This window comes from Stenotrophomonas sp. JAI102 (assembly GCF_013409105.1).
Classification (GTDB): domain Bacteria; phylum Pseudomonadota; class Gammaproteobacteria; order Xanthomonadales; family Xanthomonadaceae; genus Stenotrophomonas; species Stenotrophomonas maltophilia_AA.
Window position 1 is genome coordinate 334,743 of the sequence record NZ_JACCCI010000004.1, and the last position, 19,783, is coordinate 354,525.

The window sequence follows — 19,783 nt, forward strand, 5'->3', positions numbered from 1 at the left end:
TAGCAGGAGCGTATCTTCAAAGGCAGCAGTATCTGTTTTGAATTGCTCAGAGTTTTGTAGGGGTCCTTTAGTGCAACAGATGTCAGCTTTTGGCCGAACGCGGACATTGGTACTACAGCGTTTCCCTCGAAAAGCTCATCTCGACCCGAGCTCTCCACGCACGTCCTCAACAAACGCCCGCCCCACCGGCACCTCAGCCCCATCATTCAACACCAACCAGTAACGGCTCCCCGAAGCAGCATGCAGCGTCCGCACATGCGTCAGATTGACCAGATACGACCGATGGCAACGCACAAAGTCCGGCGGTAGAACGGCAGTAAGACTCGCCAGCGACTTGTCATGCAGTTCACTCCGCCCATCGCGCATACGTACTTCGCTGTAGTCCCCATCAGCACGAATCCAAAGCACATCGGCCAGCTCCACCATCGCCGTCCCCTGCGCATGCCAGATGCCCAGGTAACGCGCCGCCCCAGACCGATACCGCCCAACATCCAGCAGCCGCTCCAGCGCCTGCCCCAGCCGTTCGCGAGAGAAAGGCTTCGGCACGAAGTCCAGCACCCCATGCTCAAACGCCTGCAGCGCCCGCTCCCGATGTGCGGAGACGACCACGCAGTGATAGCGCCCAGCCACCACGCGCTTCAGCAGGTCGAAGCCATCCTCTCCACCCAGATTCAAATCCAGCAGCAGGCCGTCATACACGCTGCGCTGCAGCCGGTCACCCGCGGCGTCCAGGTCGGCCACGGCATCGAATCGGGCGCGGCTGCCAGCCAGTTCGGTGCACATCCGCAGCAGCCGCTGGCGGACCAGCAGTTCGTCCTCGACGATCAGGATGCGCATGACAGCTCCATGCGGCCGCACCAGTCGTTGCCATCGGGGCGTTGCTCAAAGCGCCAGCCCTCCGGGCAGGTGGCGGCCAGGCTGGCCTCGATGTAGCGTGTGCCCGTGCCTTGCCCGCGATGCGGGGCAGTGCCACGTGCACTGCGCAGTTCCAGCAACCAACGGTCGCCCTCGCCTTGAATGCGCAGGCGGAACGGATGCTCGGCACACGGCCCCGCCCCCGCATGGGTGAGCGCATTCTCGACCTGCGCATGCAGCACGCCGGGCGGCAGCCACAGGCCCGTGTGCTCGCCCTCGACCTCAAAGCCGATGTGGCGATCCAATGCGAGCCCGACGATGTCCAGGTGGTTGCGGCACAGCGCCAGCTCTTCCTCCAGCGGCACGCTGGGGCGGGTGCTGCTCTCGCGCAGGCGGTCGAACTGCTCGGCCAGGGATTCGACCATGCGGCTGGCGCGCATCGGAGCCTGTTCGATCAGTTCCTGCAGGCCGGTGAGGGTGTTCATCAGCCAATGCGGCTGGATGCCCCGCTGCAGCAGCTGCAGCGAGAGGCGGGCACGCTCTTCGCGCAGCTGCGCGTTGTGGTGGTCCAGCGTCCGCAACTGGGCGGCGTGGCGGATCAGCAGGAAGCCCATCAGCACGGACAGGAACAGGAAGTAGGGGCCGTCGAGGAAAATCCCGCCAGCGAGCGGCACGGCGAGTGCACCGGCCACTACGAGGGTCAGGATCGGCCAGCGCTCGTCGGGCTCGCCGCGGGCGCGCAGCAGCACGTAGGTGGAGGTCAGCAGGCTGAGCAGCAGCAGTGCGGCACCGCGGCCGTCGAAGCTGGGCACGAAGGCGGCCAGCGCCAGCAGTGTGGCGAGATAGGCGATGCGGGCTGTCTTCGGCACCGCGACGCCGAAACGACGCGCCAGGTAAGCCGGCAGCAGGATCGCTGCGGCGAGGTGCAGCAGAAGCAGCATGAGCAGTCGCGGGCCGTGCCACGGATAGGCATAGCCGACCAGCGGACGCCATGCTTCGACGACGGGCAACGCAAGGCCGACGACACCCAATGCGAGCAGCAGGCGCGCACCCGGCACCCGTGGCCGGCCGCGCTGTGCAGCGAGGAAGTAGAGGCAGGCCGCACCCAGCGCCCCCGTGGCAAGCGCGGCGATCAACCACGGTCCAAGGCTGAGGCGGTAGATCGAGGCGGCTGGCCCGACCGCAACGAAGGCATCCGCGCCCCGCAGCTTGAACCACTGATGGTGGCTGGAGGCGAGCAGCACCAGCGCGTCGGTGCCGCTTGAGGCAGAGGGCGGCAGCACACGGATGATGTCCACCTGTCCCGGCCGCTCTTCGCGTGCGTTTCGGCCGACGGTGCCATTGGCGGCCAACGGCTGGCCGTTCCAGAAGGGCTGGCTCGCGGCGCGTACCGAGATGCGCAGTGCACGGTCGGTCGCGTCGTGTGCTGGCTGCGCAGGAAGGCGCCAGCGCAGCCAGTAGGGGCCGCGCCACTGCACCAGTTCGCGCTGGTTGGCCGGTTGCCACGCCAGTGTCGTTGGCGGAGCGGTGGGGAGTGCGCCGTCAGCGCCCAGCGTGGCGGGTGCCATCTCCTGGGCCTCGTAGTAGTGCACGCCCGGTGGAGGCGCGACCAGCAGCAGCCACGCGGCGACCGCGATGAGCAACACGACGAGGGCGGTCAGGGTGCGTGGCATCTGCATGTACCCATCGTATCGGTTGCACGGAGTCACTGGACCCCCGCCTGGAGCTGTTCGGCGGACGGGCCATCCTCGGCTGGCGTGGGGAAGGTGATGCTGGCGGCGTGGTGCATGCGCCGTCACTCGGCGCTCGATTCCCTTACCTCCCACCCGGAGTCCGTCATGTCCAACGTCCCGATGTCCCTGTTCCGTTCTCCTGCTCCCGGCCTGTGCCTGCGGGTCACGCGGTGGGCAGCGCTCTGCCTGACCCTGGTCGGTGCGGCACCCGTGCTGGCAGCTGATGCGCCGGCGCCGTTGGTGTTCACCCCGTATGCGCTCGAGACACAGAAGCACGGCACGATCGCGGCCGAGGCGGGCTACCTGGAGGTGCCGCGCCGACATGCCGATCCGAACGGACCGCGCATGCGCCTGCGGGTGGTACGCCTGCCGGCGACCGGTGGCGATGGCCGCGCCGCACCGGTGGTGTATCTGGCCGGTGGTCCGGGTGGCTCGGGGATCGGGACCGGGCGCGGACCGCGCTGGCCGGTGTTCGATCAGGTCCGGCGCGAAACCGACGTGCTGCTGCTCGATCAGCGTGGGGCGGGTGAGTCCGAGCCACCGCCGGCGTGCCCGCATGTGCACACGTTCGATGATGCGCAGCCACTGCAGCGCGATGCCGCGCTCGCCGCGCTGCGTGATGTTGCCGCCCGCTGCGTGGCGTACTGGCGGGAGGCGGGTGTGGATCTGGCTGCCTACACCACCGCCGAGAGTGCCGGCGATCTGGAGGACCTGCGGCGCGCGTTGAAGGTGCCGAAGATCAGTCTGTGGGGCATGAGCTACGGCACGCATCTGGCGCTGGCCACGGTGCGCCTGCACGGCGCAGGTCTCGAGCGCGTGGTGCTGATGGGGAGCGAGGGGCCGGATGACACGTTGAAGCTGCCGCTGTCGGCCGATGCGTTGCTGGCGGAGCTGGGCGTGCTGGCCAAGGCGGCGGGATTCGATGATCTCACCGGCTCGGCCACGCGTGTCCTGGCAGCACTGCGCGAGCGGCCGCGGCAGGGCCGCAGTGCCATGCACGGCGGCAAGGAGGTGACCATCGGCGAGTACGACGCACAGCTGGCGATCACCGCTTGCCTCGGGCGCCGCATGACCCAGCAGTGGCTGCCGTTGATCCTCCGTGACGCCGAGCACGGCAACTACGATCTGCTGGCGGCGATGGTGCTGCTGCTGCGCAGTGAGCACGGCAGCTACAGCGCGATGTCGCTGGCGATGGATGTGGCCTCCGGCCAGACCCCGCAGCGCCGCGCCCTGGCCGAGGCGCAGGCCCGCGAGAGCCTGTTCGGTGATGCGCTGAACTTCCCGTTCCCGCAGCTCGGCGATGGCCTGGGGCTGGTCGACCTCGGCGACGCTTTCCGCGGGCCGCTGCGCAGCAAGGTGCCCGTGCTGTTCATCAGTGGCACGCTGGATGGGCGCACACCGCCGGCCAACGCCGAGGCGCTGCGGCCGGGCTTCAGCGACAACCGCACGCTGCGGGTGCGTGGCGCCAGTCACGACAATGAACTGTGGGTGGGGAACCCTGCCATCGCCATGAGCATCACCAACTTCCTCGCCGGTCGACCGGTGCAGGACCGCGCGCTCGAGGTGGCCGCGCCGGCGTTCGCCAAGAGCAAAAGCGATCTGGTGGATCCGCGCGGTCGCTGAGGACGATCCGATGTCGTCCGTGTGTGCAGGTGCTGGGAACCGGCCGAGGTGTATGGTTTCGGCTGACCCCGGCGCGCTGCGCCAACACAGGAGGACGCGATGACCGATCCAACGGTGGATTCCGTGCACGGCACGCCGGACGACTATGGCGACACGCTGTACCGGGTGTACTTCGAAGTGGGCGAGTGGGAGGGCATTGCTCGCGATGCGATCATCACGTTCCTTGTCGAGCGCGCCAGCGGCAACCCTGCCTTTGATTTCGACGCCTCTATGCTGCACCCGCGTCCGCACGGCTACGAAGTGGACCTGCCGATGCAGCTGATTCCCGAGGTGGTGCGCGCGCTGGCAGAGCAGAACGTGGCGGTGTACCAGGTGGTCAGGCTCGGCGGGGTATAGGGGCGTCGGCAGGCGAGTGGACGTCACATCCATGCGCGCCTTGGCGCTATCCTTCCGCCACCTCCAGCCGCACCCTGCGCGCTGGCCTGACCGATGCACGCACCCTGGATAGAGGCAGCAATGGCGGATCCTTACAACAGTGGCGGCCGCGCAGGCCCGGCAACCCGGCTCGATGATTCCATGGTGACCACGGCGATGGAGCTGCCGGGTTTCCGCGTTGTGCGCAGTCTGGGCGTGGTGCGTGGCATCACCGTGCGTTCGCGTTCGATCGTGGGCAACTTCCTCGGCGGGCTGCAGACCATCTTCGGCGGCAACATCACCATCTACACGCAGCTGTGCGAGCAGGCGCGCGAAGAGACCTACCGGGACATGTCCAACCATGCGCGGCTGCTCGGCGCCAACGCGATCATCGCGATGCGCTATGACGCCACCGACGTGATGACCGGCCTGACCGAAGTGCTGTGCTACGGCACGGCAGTGATCGTCGAGCCCACGCACCTCTAGGGATCTCGCGCGCGATACGCCCTGCGTATCGCAGCAAGCTCTCATCGGTATTGGCATCCGCGCGGCCCAGGGCGGAGGCTGTCCGCATGACGATCAACGACACCCTTTCTTTCGCCGGGCAGGTCGCCCTGGTCACCGGCGCCGCGGGTGGCCTCGGCTTCGCTTACAGCCGGTTGCTGGCGCAGCGCGGCGCACACGTGGTGATGCAGGACGTGGGCGCCACGCTGGACGGTACCGGCCGCGATCCGCAGCGGATCGATCACGCTGTTGCGCGTCTGCGTGCAGAGGGGCTCTCTGTCGAGGCCAGCCGCCAGGACATCCAGACCCGCTCCCTGGCCGCCGCGCTGGTCGCCGATATCCTGCAACGGCATGGCCGCCTGGACGTGATCCTGCACAACGCGGGCTGGGTCGAGTACCAGCGGATCGATGCGCTGGACGAGGATCGTTTCGACCACATGATGGCGGTCGCGGCCAAGGCGCCGCTCTGGCTAGCCCAGGCCGCATGGCCGGCCATGCAGGCGCAGGGCCATGGCCGCATCGTGCTGACCACCTCCGACCGCGCGCTGTATCCGCAGTACGTGCAGCCCGGGCTGGCGGCGTACGCGGCGGCGAAGTCGGCCGCGGTCGGGATCGTCAACGTGCTGGCGGCCGAAGGTGCGGCGCATGGCATCGTGGTCAATGCGGTATCACCGGTGGCCAAAACCCGGATGTGGGGCGTGGAAGGCGAGCCGGACGAGCTGCACCCGGAGGCCGTGGCGCCGGGCGTCGTGTTCCTGGCCTCGCGCGCCTGCATCGAGGGCGGCTGGATCCTGCGCGCCAGCAACGGCCAGTTCCATGCCACGCGACTGACCGAGGCCGAGGGTGTGCACTACCCGCGTGATCTGCGGGCCGTAGTGGCTGGAAACATCGAGGTGGTTGCCAGGCAGTGGCCGCAGATCGCCACGGCGGCTGTCGAGCCACGCTGACGGCGGCGTACGCCTGCTGGAGCGGCCGATTTCATCTTTCTGACCCATTCCATTCACGGTTTCCATGCCGGCGCGGCAGTAGCGTAGATCGTCCCCACACCGGTTGGAGACATGCCATGAATCCCCTGCAGACGGCGGCCCGCGCCATGCGTAACGGACTGGAAGAAGTGGCAGCGCTGCTGGTCGGCCAGCGCGCCGAGTCACTGCGCGAGGACGATACAGCCGCACCCGGGGTGGGTATTCCGATGCCGCGCCGGCTGCCGCTCAAGCGCCCGCTGCTGCATGGGCGCAAGGGCATGGCCCCGTGGCAGAAGATCGGCCCGGGCCGCGAGCGCCGCTAAGCGCGGGTCGCATCGGACGGGTGGTTGACCCCGTCGTTGACCGGTACCTCGCCGATGTCGAACGGATTGACCCCGTCCAGGCAGCCGACGTTGTAGCCGTATTCGTCGGGCAGGTAGAGGCGCAGCACCACGGCCCCGCAATGGCAGCGCAGCAGATGGTGGCGCTGGATGGGCACTCCGCCCACGGTGGTCAGACCCTGCATGCTTGGCGCTTACCTGATGGCCGTTGATCGCGCAAGTATGCGACCGGCCCGGCGGGAAGAGCCAGGCGGTGCCGGGTCCCGGGGTGAACGGCGGCCCGAAGCTGAACAGGCTCGACATGCGGCGGACACAGGGGTTATGGCTAACTAGCGCCCCGGATAGACGACGGATCGATGCGTGAAGAAGGCAGGACGATGGGGGCTGGCGCTGCTGATGCTGCTGGCGGCGCTGTGGATCACCGGTTTGCTGGCCTACCAGCTGCCGGGTCCGGGCTGGGTGAGGTATCTGCTGATCGGGGTGTGGGCGGTGTTCGCCGTCACCGGGGCGGTCGGCGTGGCGCGTGCGCGCGCCGGGCGCTGGCCGGGCGTGCTGTACGGCGTGGCGCTGGTGATCTCGGGCATCTGGTGGCTGCTGCTGACCCCACGCCAGGACCGGGTCTGGGCCGATGATGTCGCCCAGCGCCTGAAGGTGGTGCAGGTTGATGGTTCGCGCGTGGTGCTCGACAACGTCCGTGACTTCACCTGGCGCAGCGAGACCGACTACGACGCGCGCTGGGTGCGCCGCGAGTACAACCTGGACCAGCTGCGCTCTGCCGACCTGATCCTGTCCTACTGGATGGGCCCCATGATCGCGCACACGCTGATCTCGTTCGGCTTCGATGACGGCCGTTACCTGGTGTTCTCGCTGGAGATCCGCAAGGAGCGCGGCGAGTCCTTCTCCGCGCTCGGCGGGTTCTTCCGCAAGTTCGAGATGACCCTGGTCGCCTCGGAGGAAACCGACATCGTGCGCACGCGCACCAATGCTCGGGGCGAAGATGTCTATCTGTACCGCCTGCACGGCATGACCCAGGCGCAGCTCAAGGCACTCTTCATGTCCTACCTGGGCGAGGCCCGCAAGCTGGATGCCGCGCCGGCGTTCTACAACACGCTGACCAGCAACTGCACGACCATCGTGTACGAACTGGCCAGGCAGATCGCGCCGGGCCTGCCGATGGACTACCGGCTGCTGGCCTCGGGCTACTTCGCCGAATACGCGCGCGATCTCGGTGTGCTCACGCCGGGCGTGCCGTTCGAGACGCTGAAGGCGCGCGGGCGGATTACCGATCGTGCGCGGGCGAGCAATGAAAACGATGATTTTTCACAGGTGATCCGCCGGGATGTTCCGGGGACAGGGCAGGTAAGCGTTCCATGAGATCCATTGTGAAACTGCTTGCGCACCGCGCGGTGCCGATGACGTCCGTGGTGCTCTCGCTGCTGCTCTCCAGCGGCTGTGCGATGGTCACCATGAAGCAGGTGGCCCCGACCGAGTACCTCGCCAACAAGCGTGGCGACGTGCTCACCTCGGGCAAGCTCAGCGCCGCCTCGCAGGAAACGCTGAGCGTGATCGGCATGGACGTGGCGCAGTGCGAAAAGGATGTCACCGCCTGCCAGAAGACCCTCGCCGATACCGATGTCCTGCCGGAGGAGCAGCGCTTGTCGGCGCAGTCCGAGCTCTGGGTGAAGACGGCGCTCGCGCTGACCCCCAAGCCCAAGGACCGCGAGAAAACGCCGATGTCCGATGCCGCGCTGGATGCGTGGCTGGAAGCGGCGCGCTATGCCTATGCGTACCTGTTTTTCAGCGGGCGCACGCCGTCCGACCGCGCCTTCGAGGATCGCCAGACCCAGGTCCGGGATTACTACAACTACGCCGCCGAGCAGACCGCCGCGGTGGTGTTCAAGCGCAGCCGCGAAAGCGCGCTCGAGGGCGAGGACTACAACGCCGCGGTGGCCGGTGAGCGCTGGACGCTGACCTCCGATTTCGATGAGCTGCGCATGCAGAGCATCCCGACCCGGATGGTGTCCGCCTCGGCGGTGAGCTTTGCCGGCCTGCGCAGCACCTATCGGCGCGACGGCTTTGGTGCGGAGCTGGTGGTGATCATGGACCCGCCCACGCTGGTGGCCCCGGCCGATGGCGAAAGGGCGGAGATTCCGCAGTACAGCGAGATGTCGGCGATCAACGCCACCGCGCTGCTGCGTTTCAAGGGCAACGACCTGCGGCAGGTGCTCGATACCACCCAGGTGCTGTTCGATGTGTACTCGCCCGAGTCCACCGAAAGCGTGGACCTGCACGGTGAGAAGGTGCCGCTGGCCGGCAACTTCACCGCCGCCTACGGTATGTGGCTGGCGCAGTCCGGCTTTGCCACGCAGTCGCTGCGCACGCTGTTCGGCCTGAGCGAAGGTATCGGCGCGCCGCACATGTACCTGATGCAGCCGTGGGATCCGAACCGCCGCATCATCTTCATGCTGCACGGCCTGGGCAGCAGCCCGGAGGCCTGGGTGAACGTGGCCAACGAGATCATGGGCGATCCCGAGCTGCGCCGGCACTTCCAGGTCTGGCAGGTGTATTACCCGACCAATGCCCCGATCGCGCTCAACCGCCACGAGATCAACCAGGCCTTCGACAACACGCTCAAGCACTTCGATCCGACCGGCAGCACGCCGGCCGCCAAGGACATGGTGTTCATCGGGCACAGCATGGGCGGCGTGCTCGCGCGCCTGCTGGTGACGTCTTCCGGTGATGTGCTCTGGAACGACCTGCTGGCCAACTACGACCTCAAGGGCGAGCGCCTCAAGCGGGTCGAAACCAAGCTGGGCCCGCTGCTGCACTTCACGGCCGAACCGAACGTGGAGCGGGCGATCTTCATCGCCGCCCCGCACAAGGGCACGGATATCGCGGGCAATCGGGTAGGGCGTCTGATCGGCCGGCTGGTGCGGCTGCCGATCACCATCCTGGGCAAGTTCGAGGATGTGTTCCTGACCCTGCAGGAATCCGAATCGGCCAACAGCACCACCAAGCTGCAGATTCCCAACAGCATCGACAACCTCAAGGCCAGCGATCCGTTCGTGAAAGCGGCCGGTGCGCTGCCGATCACGCCGGGCCTGAAGTACCACTCGATCATCGCCCAGCGCAAACCGGACGTGCCGCTGCTGCAGTCCGACGATGGGCTGGTGCCGTACTGGAGCGCGCACCTGGACGGCGCGGTCTCGGAGAAGGTGATCATCTCCGGGCACAGCGTGCAGGAAACCCCGCAGGCCGTGCTGGAGATCCGCCGCATCCTGCGCGAGGATCTGAAAGAGGTCGGCGACACGCACCCGTAAGGGGCGTGTCCGGTGACGGTCAGATGCGCCGCGCGACGACGACGCTCGACAGCGCCAACACCAGCATGATCGCGAAGGTCAGCAGGTAACCCAGCGCTTCCCGGCCGTCGAGGAACAGCGCGAACAGCGAGCCGGACACGGCCAGCGTGGTCGCGACGGCAAGGGCCTCGCTGAGCTGCAGGGCGGAGGTATTGGCACCCTGCTGTGCCGGCGGTGACAGCGACAGGGTGAGCACCGAGAGGCTGGGATAGATCAAGCCCATGCCCAGCCCGGTCAGCACCCAGCCGACCATCGCCGACCACAGCGGCATGCCCGGCTGGATCGCCAGCGACGTGGCCAGGATGCCCACGCACATCAGCAGCGCGCCGGCCTGCAGCAACTGTCGGCGCGACCAGCCACGCTGCTGGTGGCCCTGCAGCCACGAGCCGGAGAACCAGCCCAGCGCGCCCAGGCTCAGTGCGATACCGGCCACGACGGGCGTCAAGCCACGTTCGCGCTGCAGCAGCAAGGGCAGGAATGCTTCGCAGCCGAAGAACGCGGAGGCCGCGATCCCGCGCAGCGCGATCACGCTGGGCAGTCCGCGACGCAGGGTCAGCGTGCCGGTCGGCAACAACTTCCAGCTGCACAGCGCCAGCACGCCCAGCGCCGGCATCAGCAGCGCCACGGCATGCCATCCCTGCTGCTGCCCGCCGATGTACAGGGCCAGCGCGCCCAACGAGGCCCCCACTGCCCACGGCACGACGTTGCGGCCGGTGCTGCCCGCTGTCACTACGCCGACCTGCCGCAGGGCGGGGCGCAGCAGCATCGCGGCCGGGATCGCCAGCAGCGGCACGATCAGGAACACCCAGCGCCAGCCGAGGTGCTGCACGATCAGGCCGCTGATGCTGGGGCCGATCAGCGACGGGACCACCCAGCCGGCGGAGAACGCCGCGAAGACGCGCGGCCGCATCGGCTCGGGAAATGAGCGTCCGACCAGCACGTACAGCGCGACCGAAATCGCACCGGCGCCCAGCCCCTGCATCAGGCGCCCGAACACTAGCATCGGCATGTGCTGGGCGAAACCGGCCACCAGCAGGCCCGCGATGAAACAGGCCAGGCCCAGCCACAGCGGCCGCGCCGGGCCGCGCTGGTCGCTCCAGCGCCCGGACAGCGTCATCCCGATCACGCTGGTGGCCAGGGTGCCGCCGAACGCCAGGGCGTACAGGCGCAGTCCGTCCAGGTCGTGGGCCACGGTCGGCATCGCCGCGGCCACGGCCAGGGCCTCGAAGGCATGCAGCGAGATCAGCGCGACCATGCCGATCGTGGTCGCGCGATAGGCCGGCGACAGGATCGACGGAATAGGGGCGTCCTCCACCGGAGCGGTGGCGGGCGGGGAGGAAGCGTCAGCGGACATGCGGATTCCAGACATCGGGAGGAGGGCCGGGCTTGCAGTACACCCCCGGCGGCGCGCAGGATGCCACCTGAACCATGGTTGAGGTCAAGCAGTGATCGCGCAGGAACTGAGTGTAGGCGAAGTCGCCAAGCGGAGCGGCGTGGCCGTCTCGGCGTTGCATTTCTACGAGCGCAAGGGGCTGATCCGCTGCCTGCGCACGGCCGGCAACCAGCGCCGTTTCGCCCGTGATGTGCTGCGCCGGCTGGCGGTGATCCGCGTGGCCCAGCGGGTCGGAATGCCGTTGGAAGCGGTGGCGACCGCCTTTGCCGCCCTGCCCGAGAACAAGACGCCGACCAAGGCCGAGTGGGCCAAGATGTCGGCGCTGTGGCGCAGCGAGCTGGACCAGCGCATCGAGCAGTTGCTGCTGCTGCGCGACCAGCTCACCGACTGCATCGGCTGTGGGTGCCTGTCGTTGAAGCGCTGCCGGCTGACCAATCCCGGCGACACGCTGGGCGATCAGGGCGATGGGCCCCGCCGCTGGGAGTAGTGCCGGCCGCTGGCCGGCACCGCCCTCACCAGACGGTGAACACCTGCCCGCTCTGTATCCCTTCCACGCTGCGCTGGTACGCCAGCGACGCGCGCTGCGCCGTCACCGGTTCAAAGCCCGGGAAATACGCACCGTAGTCGTCCATCGACTCGGCCAGCACGTTCGGGCTGACTGCATTGATGCGCAGTCCGCGCGGCAGCAGTTCGCAGGCGGCCGCACGCACGAACCCTTCCAGCGCGGCGTTGGCGGCCGTGGCGTTGGCACCATCGCGGATCGGCTGGGCGCTGATGATGCCGCTGGTCAGGGTGATCGAGCCGCCGGTGTTCAGGTGATGCTGGGCGGCCAGGCTCAACCGCACCTGCCCGAGCAGCTTGTCCTGCAGCCCCCGATTGAAGTCGGCCGGCCGCATCTGCGCCAGCGGACCGAAGTGCACCTGGCCGGTGGTGGCGATCACCGCATCGACCTTGCCCACCTTCGCGAACAGCGCGTCCACGCTGGCATCGTCGGTCAGATCGACCTGCACGTCGCCGCCGTGGCGACCGGCGCGGATCAGTTCGTGGTGGACGCCGAGTGTGTTGGCGACCGCCTGGCCGAGGGTGCCGCTGGCACCGACAAGCAGGATCTTCATGTGCATGTCTCCCGTAAACGTAGGGGGTAGCGCCACGCCATGCGTGGCTGCGTCTGGTCGTCAATCATTCGCCGCCGACAATGCCTGCCCGCGCGTCGTCGCCGCGTCGATCGCGCGCGCGACCATGGCTTCGAACCCGTCCGCCTGGAAGCTCTCGATCGCGGCCTGGGTGGTGCCGTTCGGCGAGGTCACGCGGCGGCGCAGTTCGGCGGGGGCTTCGCCGGATTCATCCAGCATGCGCGAGGCACCGAGCAGGGTCTGCACGACCAGCGTGCGGGCCGCGTCGGCGGGGAGGCCCTGGGCGATGCCGGCGGCTTCCATCGCTTCCGCCAGCAGGAACACGTAGGCCGGGCCACTTCCCGAGACGGCGGTGACCGCATCCATGCGCGCTTCGTCATCGATCCACACGGTGCGCCCGGCGCTGGCCAGCACGGTATCGGCCTGCGCGCGCTGCGCGTCGCTCACCGCGGCGGTGGCGAACAGTCCGGTGACGCCGGCGCCGAGCAGGGCCGGCGTGTTGGGCATCGCGCGGACGACGGCCTGGCCGCCACCCAGCCACCGGTCCAGCTGGCCGCTGGTGATGCCTGCGGCGATCGAGACCACCAGCGGCTGCTTGCCGTGCGCGATATCGGTCAGCGACGCGCAGACATCGCGCAGCACCTGGGGCTTCACGGCCAGCACCCAGACCGTGCCCTGCGCGGCGGCTTCGCTCGCGCTGGCGTACGTCCTGATGCCGAACTCGGCAGTCAGCTGCTCACGCAGTTCGGTCACCGGCTCGGCGACATGGAGGCTGGCCGGGGCCACGCCCTGGCGGACCAGGCCGGCGATCAAGCTGCGGGCCATGTTGCCGCCGCCGATGAAGGTTATGGGGAACGTGCTCATGAACTCTCCTTGGAACGGGCGGGGCGCTCAGGCCGGTCGCGGGCGGGCGCCGAACAGCGCGGTGCCGATGCGGACCATCGTGGCGCCATGGGCGATGGCTTCAGGGTAGTCGCTGCTCATCCCCATCGACAGCGTATCCACCTGCGGATGCGCTGTGGCCAGGGTGGCGAACAACGCGGCCATGGTGGTGAAGGCCGCCTGCCGGCGGTCCGCCTCCGGCCAGGGCGCCGGGATCGCCATCAGCCCGCGCAGGCGCAGCTGCGGTGCGGCGGCGATGGCAGCGGCGAGGGTCTGGATGTCCTGTGGGGCGCAGCCGTGCTTGCTGTCCTCGTCATCGATGTTGACCTGGATCAGCACGTTCAGCGGCGGCTGGCCGGCCGGGCGGTGCGCGGCCAGCGCGGTGACCAGCTTGAAGCGGTCCACGCTCTGCACCCAGTCGAAATGGCGGGCGGCCAGCTCGGCCTTGTTGGACTGCAGGTGGCCGATCAGGTGCCATTCCAGGCCCAGTGTCGCCAACGCCTCGATCTTGGCCACTGCTTCCTGCACGTAGTTCTCGCCGAAGGCCCGCTGGCCCTGTGCGGCCAGGGCCTGCACGGCCTCGGCCGGCTGGGTCTTGGAGACTGCCAGCAGGGCGGGATCTGGCCGCCCGGCGGCCACCGCCGCGTTGTGCAGGTTCGTCAGGATGGCAGGCAGGGTCTGGGTGGTCACGGCGGGTCCGGTGGATCAGGGGCTGGAGCGTATTGTGCACATCTCGCTCTATACTGCCGCCCGGGGAAAGAACCTTCCAGTCGTAGCAGTCATGGGGAGTAGCAGCGCATGGATATCGCCGAACTATTGGCGTTTTCTGTAAAGAACAAAGCGTCGGATCTTCATCTGTCGGCCGGCCTGCCGCCGATGATCCGCGTCGACGGCGATGTCCGCCGCATCAACATTCCGGCCCTGGACCACAAGCAGGTCCACGCGCTGGTGTACGACATCATGTCGGACAAGCAGCGTCGCGATTACGAAGAATTCCTCGAGGTCGATTTCTCGTTCGAGATTCCCTCGCTGGCGCGCTTCCGTGTCAACGCCTTCAACCAGAACCGCGGCGCGGGTGCGGTGTTCCGTACCATTCCGTCCGAGGTGCTTACGCTGGAAGACCTGGCCGTGCCGCCGATCTTCCGCGAGCTGATCGACCAGCCGCAGGGCCTGATCCTGGTCACCGGCCCGACCGGTTCGGGCAAGTCGACCACGCTGGCGGCGATGATCGACCACATCAACAAGAACGAATACGGCCACATCCTCACCGTCGAGGATCCGATCGAATTCGTGCACACCTCGCAGAAGTGCCTGATCAACCAGCGCGAAGTGCATCGTGATACGCATGGCTTCAACGAAGCGCTGCGCTCGGCCCTGCGTGAAGACCCGGACATCATCCTGGTCGGCGAACTGCGCGATCTGGAAACGATCCGCCTGGCGCTGACCGCTGCGGAAACCGGCCACCTGGTGTTCGGTACGCTGCACACCAGCTCGGCGGCCAAGACCATCGACCGCATCATCGACGTGTTCCCCGCCGGCGAAAAGCCGATGGTGCGCTCGATGCTGTCCGAGTCGCTGCGCGCGGTGATCTCGCAGGCGCTGCTGAAGAAGGTCGGTGGCGGGCGTACCGCGGCCTGGGAAATCATGGTCGGCACCCCGGCCATCCGCAACCTGATCCGCGAAGACAAGGTCGCGCAGATGTACTCGGCGATCCAGACCGGCCAGCAGATGGGCATGATGACCCTGGACCAGCACTTGCAGGACCTGGTCAAGCGCAGCCTGATCACCCGCAACCAGGCGCGCGAGTACGCCAAGGACAAGCGGATTTTCGAATAGTGGTAGTGCCGGCCGCTGGCCGGCTCCTGAAAACCTTCGGAGTACACCGCGATGAGCACCACCACCATCGACTTCACCTCGTTCCTCAAGCTGATGGCGCACCAGAAGGCGTCGGACCTGTTCATCACCGCGGGCATGCCGCCGGCGATCAAGGTCAACGGCAAGATCTCGCCGATCACCCAGACCCCGTTGACGCCGCAGCAGAGCCGCGACCTGGTGCTGAACGTGATGACGCCGGCGCAGCGCGAAGAGTTCGAGAAGACCCACGAATGCAACTTCGCCATCGGCCTGTCCGGTGTCGGCCGCTTCCGCGTGAGCTGCTTCTACCAGCGCAACCAGGTCGGCATGGTGCTGCGCCGGATCGAGACGCGCATTCCCACCGTGGAAGAGCTCAACCTGCCGCCGATCATCAAGACGCTGGCGATGACCAAGCGCGGCATCATCCTGTTCGTGGGCGCCACCGGCACCGGCAAGTCCACCTCGCTGGCGGCGATGATCGGCTATCGCAACCACAACTCGACCGGCCACATCATCACCATCGAAGACCCGATCGAATTCGTGCACAAGCACGAGGGCTGCATCATCACCCAGCGTGAAGTCGGCATCGATACCGACAGCTGGGAAGCCGCGCTGAAGAACACGCTGCGCCAGGCGCCGGACGTGATCATGATCGGCGAAGTCCGTACCCGCGAGGGCATGGACCACGCCATCGCCTTCGCTGAAACCGGCCACCTGGTGCTGTGCACGCTGCACGCCAACAACGCCAACCAGGCGATGGACCGCATCATCAACTTCTTCCCGGAAGACCGCCGCAACCAGCTGCTGATGGATCTGTCGCTGAACCTCAAGGGCGTGGTCGCCCAGCAGTTGATTCCTTCGCCGGATGGCAAGTCGCGCAAGGTGGCGATGGAGATCATGCTGGGCACGCCGCTGGTGCAGGATTACATCCGCGACGGCGAGATCCACAAGCTCAAGGAAGTGATGAAGGAGTCGGTGCAGCTGGGCATGCGCACCTTCGACCAGAGCCTGTTCGAGCTGTACCAGGCGGGCGAGATCAGCTACGAAGACGCGCTGCGTTACGCCGATTCGCAGAACGAAGTCCGCCTGCGGATCAAGCTCTCCCAAGGCGGCGATGCGCGCACGCTGTCGCAGGGGCTGGATGGGGTGGAGATCTCGGAGGTCCGCTGAGCGGGGCGGTGGGGCGCACGACCAACGGTCGTGCGCTACCGGTGCCACGCATCCCGGGTAGGTGCCGACCGTTGGTCGGCACACGCCTCACCCGCGGATGAACGCCAACAGGTCCGCGTTGATCACGTCCGCATGGGTCGTACACATCCCGTGCGGATAGCCCTTGTAGACCTTCAGCGTGCCGTGCCTGAGCAGCGTGATCGCCAGCTCCGCCGAATCGGCGATCGGCACGATCTGGTCGTCGTCGCCGTGCATCACCAGCACCGGGACGTCGATCTTTTTCAGGTCTTCGGTGAAGTCGGTTTCCGAGAAAGCCTGGATGCAGTCGTAGTGCGCGTTGATCGCGCCCATCATGCCCTGCCGCCACCAGTTGTCGACGATGCCCTGCTGCGGGGGCGTGCCCTCGCGGTTGAAGCCGTAGAACGGAATCGGCACCTCGCGGTAGAACGCCGCACGGCCGGCCACCAGTGCCTGCCGGAAGCCATCGAAGACCTCCTTCGGCGTGCCGCCCGGGTTGGCGTCACTCTTGACCATGATCGGCGGCACCGCCCCGATCAGCACGGCCTTGGCCACGCGTCCGGGTTTGGCCTGCGCCACGTAGTGCGCGACTTCGCCGCCCCCGGTGGAATGCCCGATGTGGATCGCATCGCGCAGGTCCAGGTGGTCGGCCAGCGCGTTGACGTCGGCGGCGTAGGTGTCCATGTCATGCCCACCACTGGTCTGCGATGAGCGGCCATGGCCGCGGCGGTCGTGGGCGATCACGCGGTAGCCCTGCAGCAGGAAGAACTGCAGCTGGGTATCCCAGTCATCGGCGCTGAGCGGCCAGCCGTGATGGAACACGAGGGGCTGACCCTTGCCCCAGTCTTTGTAGAAGATCTCGGTGTTGTCGGCGGTGGTCACGTAGGGCATGGCACGGAACTCCTGAGGGAGGGAGGGGCACAGCGGGGTACCCGTGCATGCTGCAGCTGCAGGGTGTTCAGCCGGGATGAACGGCGGATGTCGATTTCGCGTCCCTGGGCCGGCTGAATCGATTTCAGCAGCATCTGTCACGCCGATCGTGTCTAATACCGCTCCCCACGTCACACCCCCCACCCCCATGTCCCTTGATTCCCATGGCCCCGCGCCGTGCGACGACGCCGACGGCCACCTGGTCACCGCAGGTCCGCTGACCCCGCCACCGGACAGCGCCGGCACCGTGGCCGACGAGAAAGCCCTGCGCCATTCCGTGGCCGAGGACGTGCAGGGCATGGTCCTGGCGACCCTGGTCGCCTCGCTCGGCCTGGCGATCTTCGCCAAGGGCGGGCTGATGATCGGTGGCATGGCCGGGCTGGCGTTCCTGGCCCACTACGCCTTCGGCTGGAACTTCGGCCTGGTATTCGTGCTGGTCAACCTGCCGTTCTATTGGGTGGCCGTGCGGCGCATGGGCTGGGAGTTCACCCTGAAGACCTTCGCCGCGGTCACCGCCTGCGGCGTGCTGACCGACCTGCTGCCGCGCTGGGCCGATTTCGCCCACATGAGCTCGCTGTACTCGGCGATCGTCGGTGGGGCGCTGGCCGGCCTGGGCATCCTGTTCTACATCCGCCACCGGGCCAGCCTCGGCGGCATCGGCATCCTGGCGGTCTACCTGCAGCGCACCCGCGGCTGGAGCGCCGGCAAGGTGCAGATGTCCTTCGATACGCTGCTGATGTGCGTGGCGTTCTCGGTGCTGTCCCCGTCCAAGGTGATGTACTCGGCGATCGGCGCGGTGGTGCTCAGCCTGGTGCTGATGTTCAACCACCGCCCGGGCCGCTACATGGGCGTCTGACGCCCGGTCATTCCCCCTGCGGCGGGACCGGCACGAGGGTTACGCCGGAGACCCAGCGGCGGCTGCGCAGGTCCAGCGTGGCCACCTGCTCGCCGGGGCCGCGGTACAACCACAGCTGGCAGCACAGCGCATGGTCGCCGGCATAGCTGCTGCGCAGGGCGATGAGGGTGGCGCTGTAGCACTGGCGGCCCGAGCGGATCACGGTGTCCGCGGCGGTGTCGAAGGTGTAGCTGCCCGCGCCCCGCCACGGCCAGATCTCCGCTTCACCGGGGTCGGTGCCGGCCGGAACCGGGCAGCGTCCCTGCTCGTCGCCGAAATGCGCGCCGCCGTCGCCATCGAGGGTCAGCGCGCCCAGCAGCCGCTCGATGTGCCGGAGCAGGCGGCGGTCGGCGGCGATCGCCGTCGCCCGGGCATCCAGCGGATCGCCGTCGATATGCATGACCGGATCGGCCAGCCGATGCTCGCGGCCGTAGCGCACCTTCAACTGCTGCGTGGGGCTGCGCTCGCGCGGGTCGGCCGACAGCGGCCGGTTCAGCAGCAGGGTGTCGCCGTAATAGTCGCCGTCGCGGTAGGCGATGTAGCTGACCCCGTCGATGCGCAGCCAGTACAGTCCCTGATCGGCGCCGCGCCCGCTGAGCCCGTACTGGCCCTGTGCCCAGGAGCGCTGCGGGTCCAGGCTATCCGACACGACGAAGCCGCGCTGCGGATCCCGCCGCAGCATGTCCACCTGCGTGTACAGGCCGGTGCCGCCGCTGTAGGCGCTCTGCACCAGGTCGCGCTGGCCGTCGCCATCCAGATCGAGCAGGGACAGCGACAGCTCGCCCATCTCCACCGGCACGGTGTGCTGGGCATCGGTCTCGCGCAGGTAGCGGCTCACCGCGTCCCAATCGGCCGCGGTGACCGTGGGCGGACGCACCAGCGCGGGCAGCGGCGCATCGCTGTCGCCGGCCACCGGAATCTGCAGGTCGATGCCGGTCTCATCGCGGTAACGGGCCAGCACGGTGTCGATCGGGGCGGGGTCGTCGGCCGGCATCGCGGCGATTTCCGCGCGCAGGCGCGCCAGCACGTCGTCCAGGCCGGTGGCGTTGGCCAGCGAGGGGAGGGTGAGAGCGGCGAGCAGCGCGGCCCGCAGTGCGGTGTGCCTCATGCCCGGCGCCACGCGGGCTGGAGGGTGTCGATGCGCTTGAACACGGGGCAGTCCGGGCTGTGCGCGCCGGGCAGGTAGCCCAGGCTCATCAGGAACTCGCCGGTGATCTCCCCGCCGGTGAAGCGGAAGGTCTTCTTGAACAGCTTCACCCAGCCGGCCTTGTCCAGCGGATGGTGGGCATCCAGCCAGGCGACGAAGCTGCCGTGGCTGGCCCGCAACTGCTGGATCACCTGGGCGTTGTGGACCGCCGCATGGACCTTGAGCCGGTTGCGGATGATCCGGGCATCGTTGAGCAGGCGCTCGATGTCGCGCTCGCCATAGGCGGCCACCGTGTCCACCTCGAAGCCGTCGTACGCGGCGCGGAAGCCCTCGCGCTTCTTCAGGATGGTTTCCCAGCTCAGGCCGGCCTGGTTGATCTCCAGGATCAGCCGCTCGAACAATTCGCGCTCCTCGCGCTGCGGGAAGCCGTATTCGTGGTCGTGGTAGTGGCCGTGGACCGGATGGCCGGGGGCGATGAGGCAGTAACCGGACACGTGCAGCTCCTTGCGATGGCGGATCAGGCGCGCGGGCCGGGGCACGTGCGCAGGCCTGCATTATGTCAGCGCG

General features: G+C 67.8%; 21 protein-coding genes. 11 read left to right on the top strand and 10 right to left on the bottom strand.

The genetic code is table 11. From position 1 onward, the window contains the following. Positions 1–135: 135 nt before the first annotated feature. Together HDC96_RS16675 and HDC96_RS16680 are read right to left on the bottom strand one after the other, a co-directional pair. The gene (locus HDC96_RS16675; RefSeq protein ID WP_179460920.1) at positions 136–837 is read right to left on the bottom strand and encodes a LytTR family DNA-binding domain-containing protein; all 702 of its coding nucleotides are present in this window, start codon (positions 835–837) and stop codon (positions 136–138) included. Then, positions 825–2,534, bottom strand: coding sequence for a sensor histidine kinase (locus HDC96_RS16680; RefSeq protein WP_179460921.1), 1,710 nt, complete (start codon positions 2,532–2,534; stop codon positions 825–827). Before HDC96_RS16680 ends, HDC96_RS16675 begins: the two co-directional genes overlap by 13 nt. 159 nt (positions 2,535–2,693) lie before the next feature. Here HDC96_RS16680 and HDC96_RS16685 point away from each other — a divergent pair, with 159 nt between their 5' ends. The 5 genes from HDC96_RS16685 to HDC96_RS16705 all read left to right on the top strand — a co-directional run bounded on the left by HDC96_RS16685 (position 2,694) and on the right by HDC96_RS16705 (position 6,417). Continuing rightward, positions 2,694–4,211, top strand: a complete 1,518-nt coding sequence (locus HDC96_RS16685) for an alpha/beta fold hydrolase (RefSeq protein ID WP_179460922.1) — start codon at positions 2,694–2,696, stop codon at positions 4,209–4,211. Positions 4,212–4,310: 99 nt separating this feature from the next. Further along, entirely contained in the window at positions 4,311–4,607 is a 297-nt protein-coding gene (locus tag HDC96_RS16690) for a hypothetical protein (protein ID WP_179460923.1), read from the top strand. A gap of 120 nt (positions 4,608–4,727) precedes the next feature. Continuing rightward, positions 4,728–5,111: a YbjQ family protein gene (locus HDC96_RS16695; RefSeq protein WP_088432854.1), complete on the top strand. Its 384-nt coding sequence runs from the start codon at positions 4,728–4,730 to the stop codon at positions 5,109–5,111. An 86-nt stretch (positions 5,112–5,197) separates the two neighbouring features. Continuing rightward, complete coding sequence (locus HDC96_RS16700; RefSeq protein WP_179460924.1) at positions 5,198–6,076, top strand: SDR family NAD(P)-dependent oxidoreductase; 879 nt, start codon at positions 5,198–5,200, stop codon at positions 6,074–6,076. Positions 6,077–6,192: 116 nt separating this feature from the next. After that, positions 6,193–6,417: a hypothetical protein gene (locus HDC96_RS16705; RefSeq protein WP_241696635.1), complete on the top strand. Its 225-nt coding sequence runs from the start codon at positions 6,193–6,195 to the stop codon at positions 6,415–6,417. Here HDC96_RS16705 and HDC96_RS16710 read toward each other — a convergent pair. Then, positions 6,414–6,620, bottom strand: a complete 207-nt coding sequence (locus tag HDC96_RS16710) for a hypothetical protein (RefSeq protein WP_179460925.1) — start codon at positions 6,618–6,620, stop codon at positions 6,414–6,416. The genes HDC96_RS16705 and HDC96_RS16710 overlap by 4 nt on opposite strands. Before the next feature lie 211 nt (positions 6,621–6,831). On the opposite strand from HDC96_RS16710, the gene HDC96_RS16715 reads away from it, so the two are divergent. Together HDC96_RS16715 and HDC96_RS16720 are read left to right on the top strand one after the other, a co-directional pair. Next, on the top strand, positions 6,832–7,809 hold the full coding sequence (locus HDC96_RS16715; protein ID WP_179461004.1) for a DUF4105 domain-containing protein: 978 nt from the start codon (positions 6,832–6,834) through the stop codon (positions 7,807–7,809). Positions 7,810–7,847: 38 nt separating this feature from the next. Then, positions 7,848–9,755 (top strand): alpha/beta fold hydrolase, encoded by a 1,908-nt coding sequence (locus HDC96_RS16720; RefSeq protein ID WP_257018787.1) that lies wholly within the window; start codon positions 7,848–7,850, stop codon positions 9,753–9,755. A gap of 19 nt (positions 9,756–9,774) precedes the next feature. On the opposite strand, the gene HDC96_RS16725 is transcribed toward HDC96_RS16720, so the two are convergent. Beyond that, positions 9,775–11,148 (bottom strand): MFS transporter, encoded by a 1,374-nt coding sequence (locus HDC96_RS16725; RefSeq protein WP_179460927.1) that lies wholly within the window; start codon positions 11,146–11,148, stop codon positions 9,775–9,777. A gap of 91 nt (positions 11,149–11,239) precedes the next feature. Here HDC96_RS16725 and soxR point away from each other — a divergent pair, with 91 nt between their 5' ends. Beyond that, positions 11,240–11,674: a redox-sensitive transcriptional activator SoxR gene (gene soxR, locus HDC96_RS16730; RefSeq protein WP_179460928.1), complete on the top strand. Its 435-nt coding sequence runs from the start codon at positions 11,240–11,242 to the stop codon at positions 11,672–11,674. 25 nt (positions 11,675–11,699) lie between these two features. Here soxR and HDC96_RS16735 read toward each other — a convergent pair whose 3' ends face one another. The 3 genes from HDC96_RS16735 to HDC96_RS16745 are packed head-to-tail and all read right to left on the bottom strand — an operon-like array spanning position 11,700 to position 13,892. Further along, positions 11,700–12,302: a short chain dehydrogenase gene (locus HDC96_RS16735; protein WP_179460929.1), complete on the bottom strand. Its 603-nt coding sequence runs from the start codon at positions 12,300–12,302 to the stop codon at positions 11,700–11,702. Positions 12,303–12,362: 60 nt separating this feature from the next. Further along, positions 12,363–13,184, bottom strand: a complete 822-nt coding sequence (proC, locus tag HDC96_RS16740) for a pyrroline-5-carboxylate reductase (protein WP_179460930.1) — start codon at positions 13,182–13,184, stop codon at positions 12,363–12,365. 27 nt (positions 13,185–13,211) lie between these two features. Further along, entirely contained in the window at positions 13,212–13,892 is a 681-nt protein-coding gene (locus HDC96_RS16745; RefSeq protein WP_179460931.1) for a YggS family pyridoxal phosphate-dependent enzyme, read from the bottom strand. 108 nt (positions 13,893–14,000) lie between these two features. On the opposite strand from HDC96_RS16745, the gene HDC96_RS16750 reads away from it, so the two are divergent. Both HDC96_RS16750 and HDC96_RS16755 read left to right on the top strand, forming a co-directional pair. After that, positions 14,001–15,038 (top strand): type IV pilus twitching motility protein PilT, encoded by a 1,038-nt coding sequence (locus HDC96_RS16750; RefSeq protein ID WP_038690018.1) that lies wholly within the window; start codon positions 14,001–14,003, stop codon positions 15,036–15,038. Between the two features lie 51 nt (positions 15,039–15,089). Then, positions 15,090–16,226: a PilT/PilU family type 4a pilus ATPase gene (locus tag HDC96_RS16755; protein WP_179460932.1), complete on the top strand. Its 1,137-nt coding sequence runs from the start codon at positions 15,090–15,092 to the stop codon at positions 16,224–16,226. Between the two features lie 87 nt (positions 16,227–16,313). Here the strand turns inward: HDC96_RS16755 and HDC96_RS16760 are convergent, their stop codons facing one another. Then, positions 16,314–17,135, bottom strand: coding sequence for an alpha/beta hydrolase (locus HDC96_RS16760; RefSeq protein WP_179460933.1), 822 nt, complete (start codon positions 17,133–17,135; stop codon positions 16,314–16,316). Between the two features lie 187 nt (positions 17,136–17,322). Here HDC96_RS16760 and HDC96_RS16765 point away from each other — a divergent pair, with 187 nt between their 5' ends. Then, positions 17,323–18,030: a YitT family protein gene (locus tag HDC96_RS16765; protein ID WP_179460934.1), complete on the top strand. Its 708-nt coding sequence runs from the start codon at positions 17,323–17,325 to the stop codon at positions 18,028–18,030. Between the two features lie 7 nt (positions 18,031–18,037). On the opposite strand, the gene HDC96_RS16770 is transcribed toward HDC96_RS16765, so the two are convergent. Both HDC96_RS16770 and HDC96_RS16775 read right to left on the bottom strand, forming a co-directional pair. Further along, on the bottom strand, positions 18,038–19,177 hold the full coding sequence (locus HDC96_RS16770) for a hypothetical protein (RefSeq protein ID WP_179460935.1): 1,140 nt from the start codon (positions 19,175–19,177) through the stop codon (positions 18,038–18,040). After that, positions 19,174–19,710: a DNA-3-methyladenine glycosylase I gene (locus HDC96_RS16775; protein ID WP_179460936.1), complete on the bottom strand. Its 537-nt coding sequence runs from the start codon at positions 19,708–19,710 to the stop codon at positions 19,174–19,176. Before HDC96_RS16775 ends, HDC96_RS16770 begins: the two co-directional genes overlap by 4 nt. Positions 19,711–19,783 lie beyond the last annotated feature (73 nt).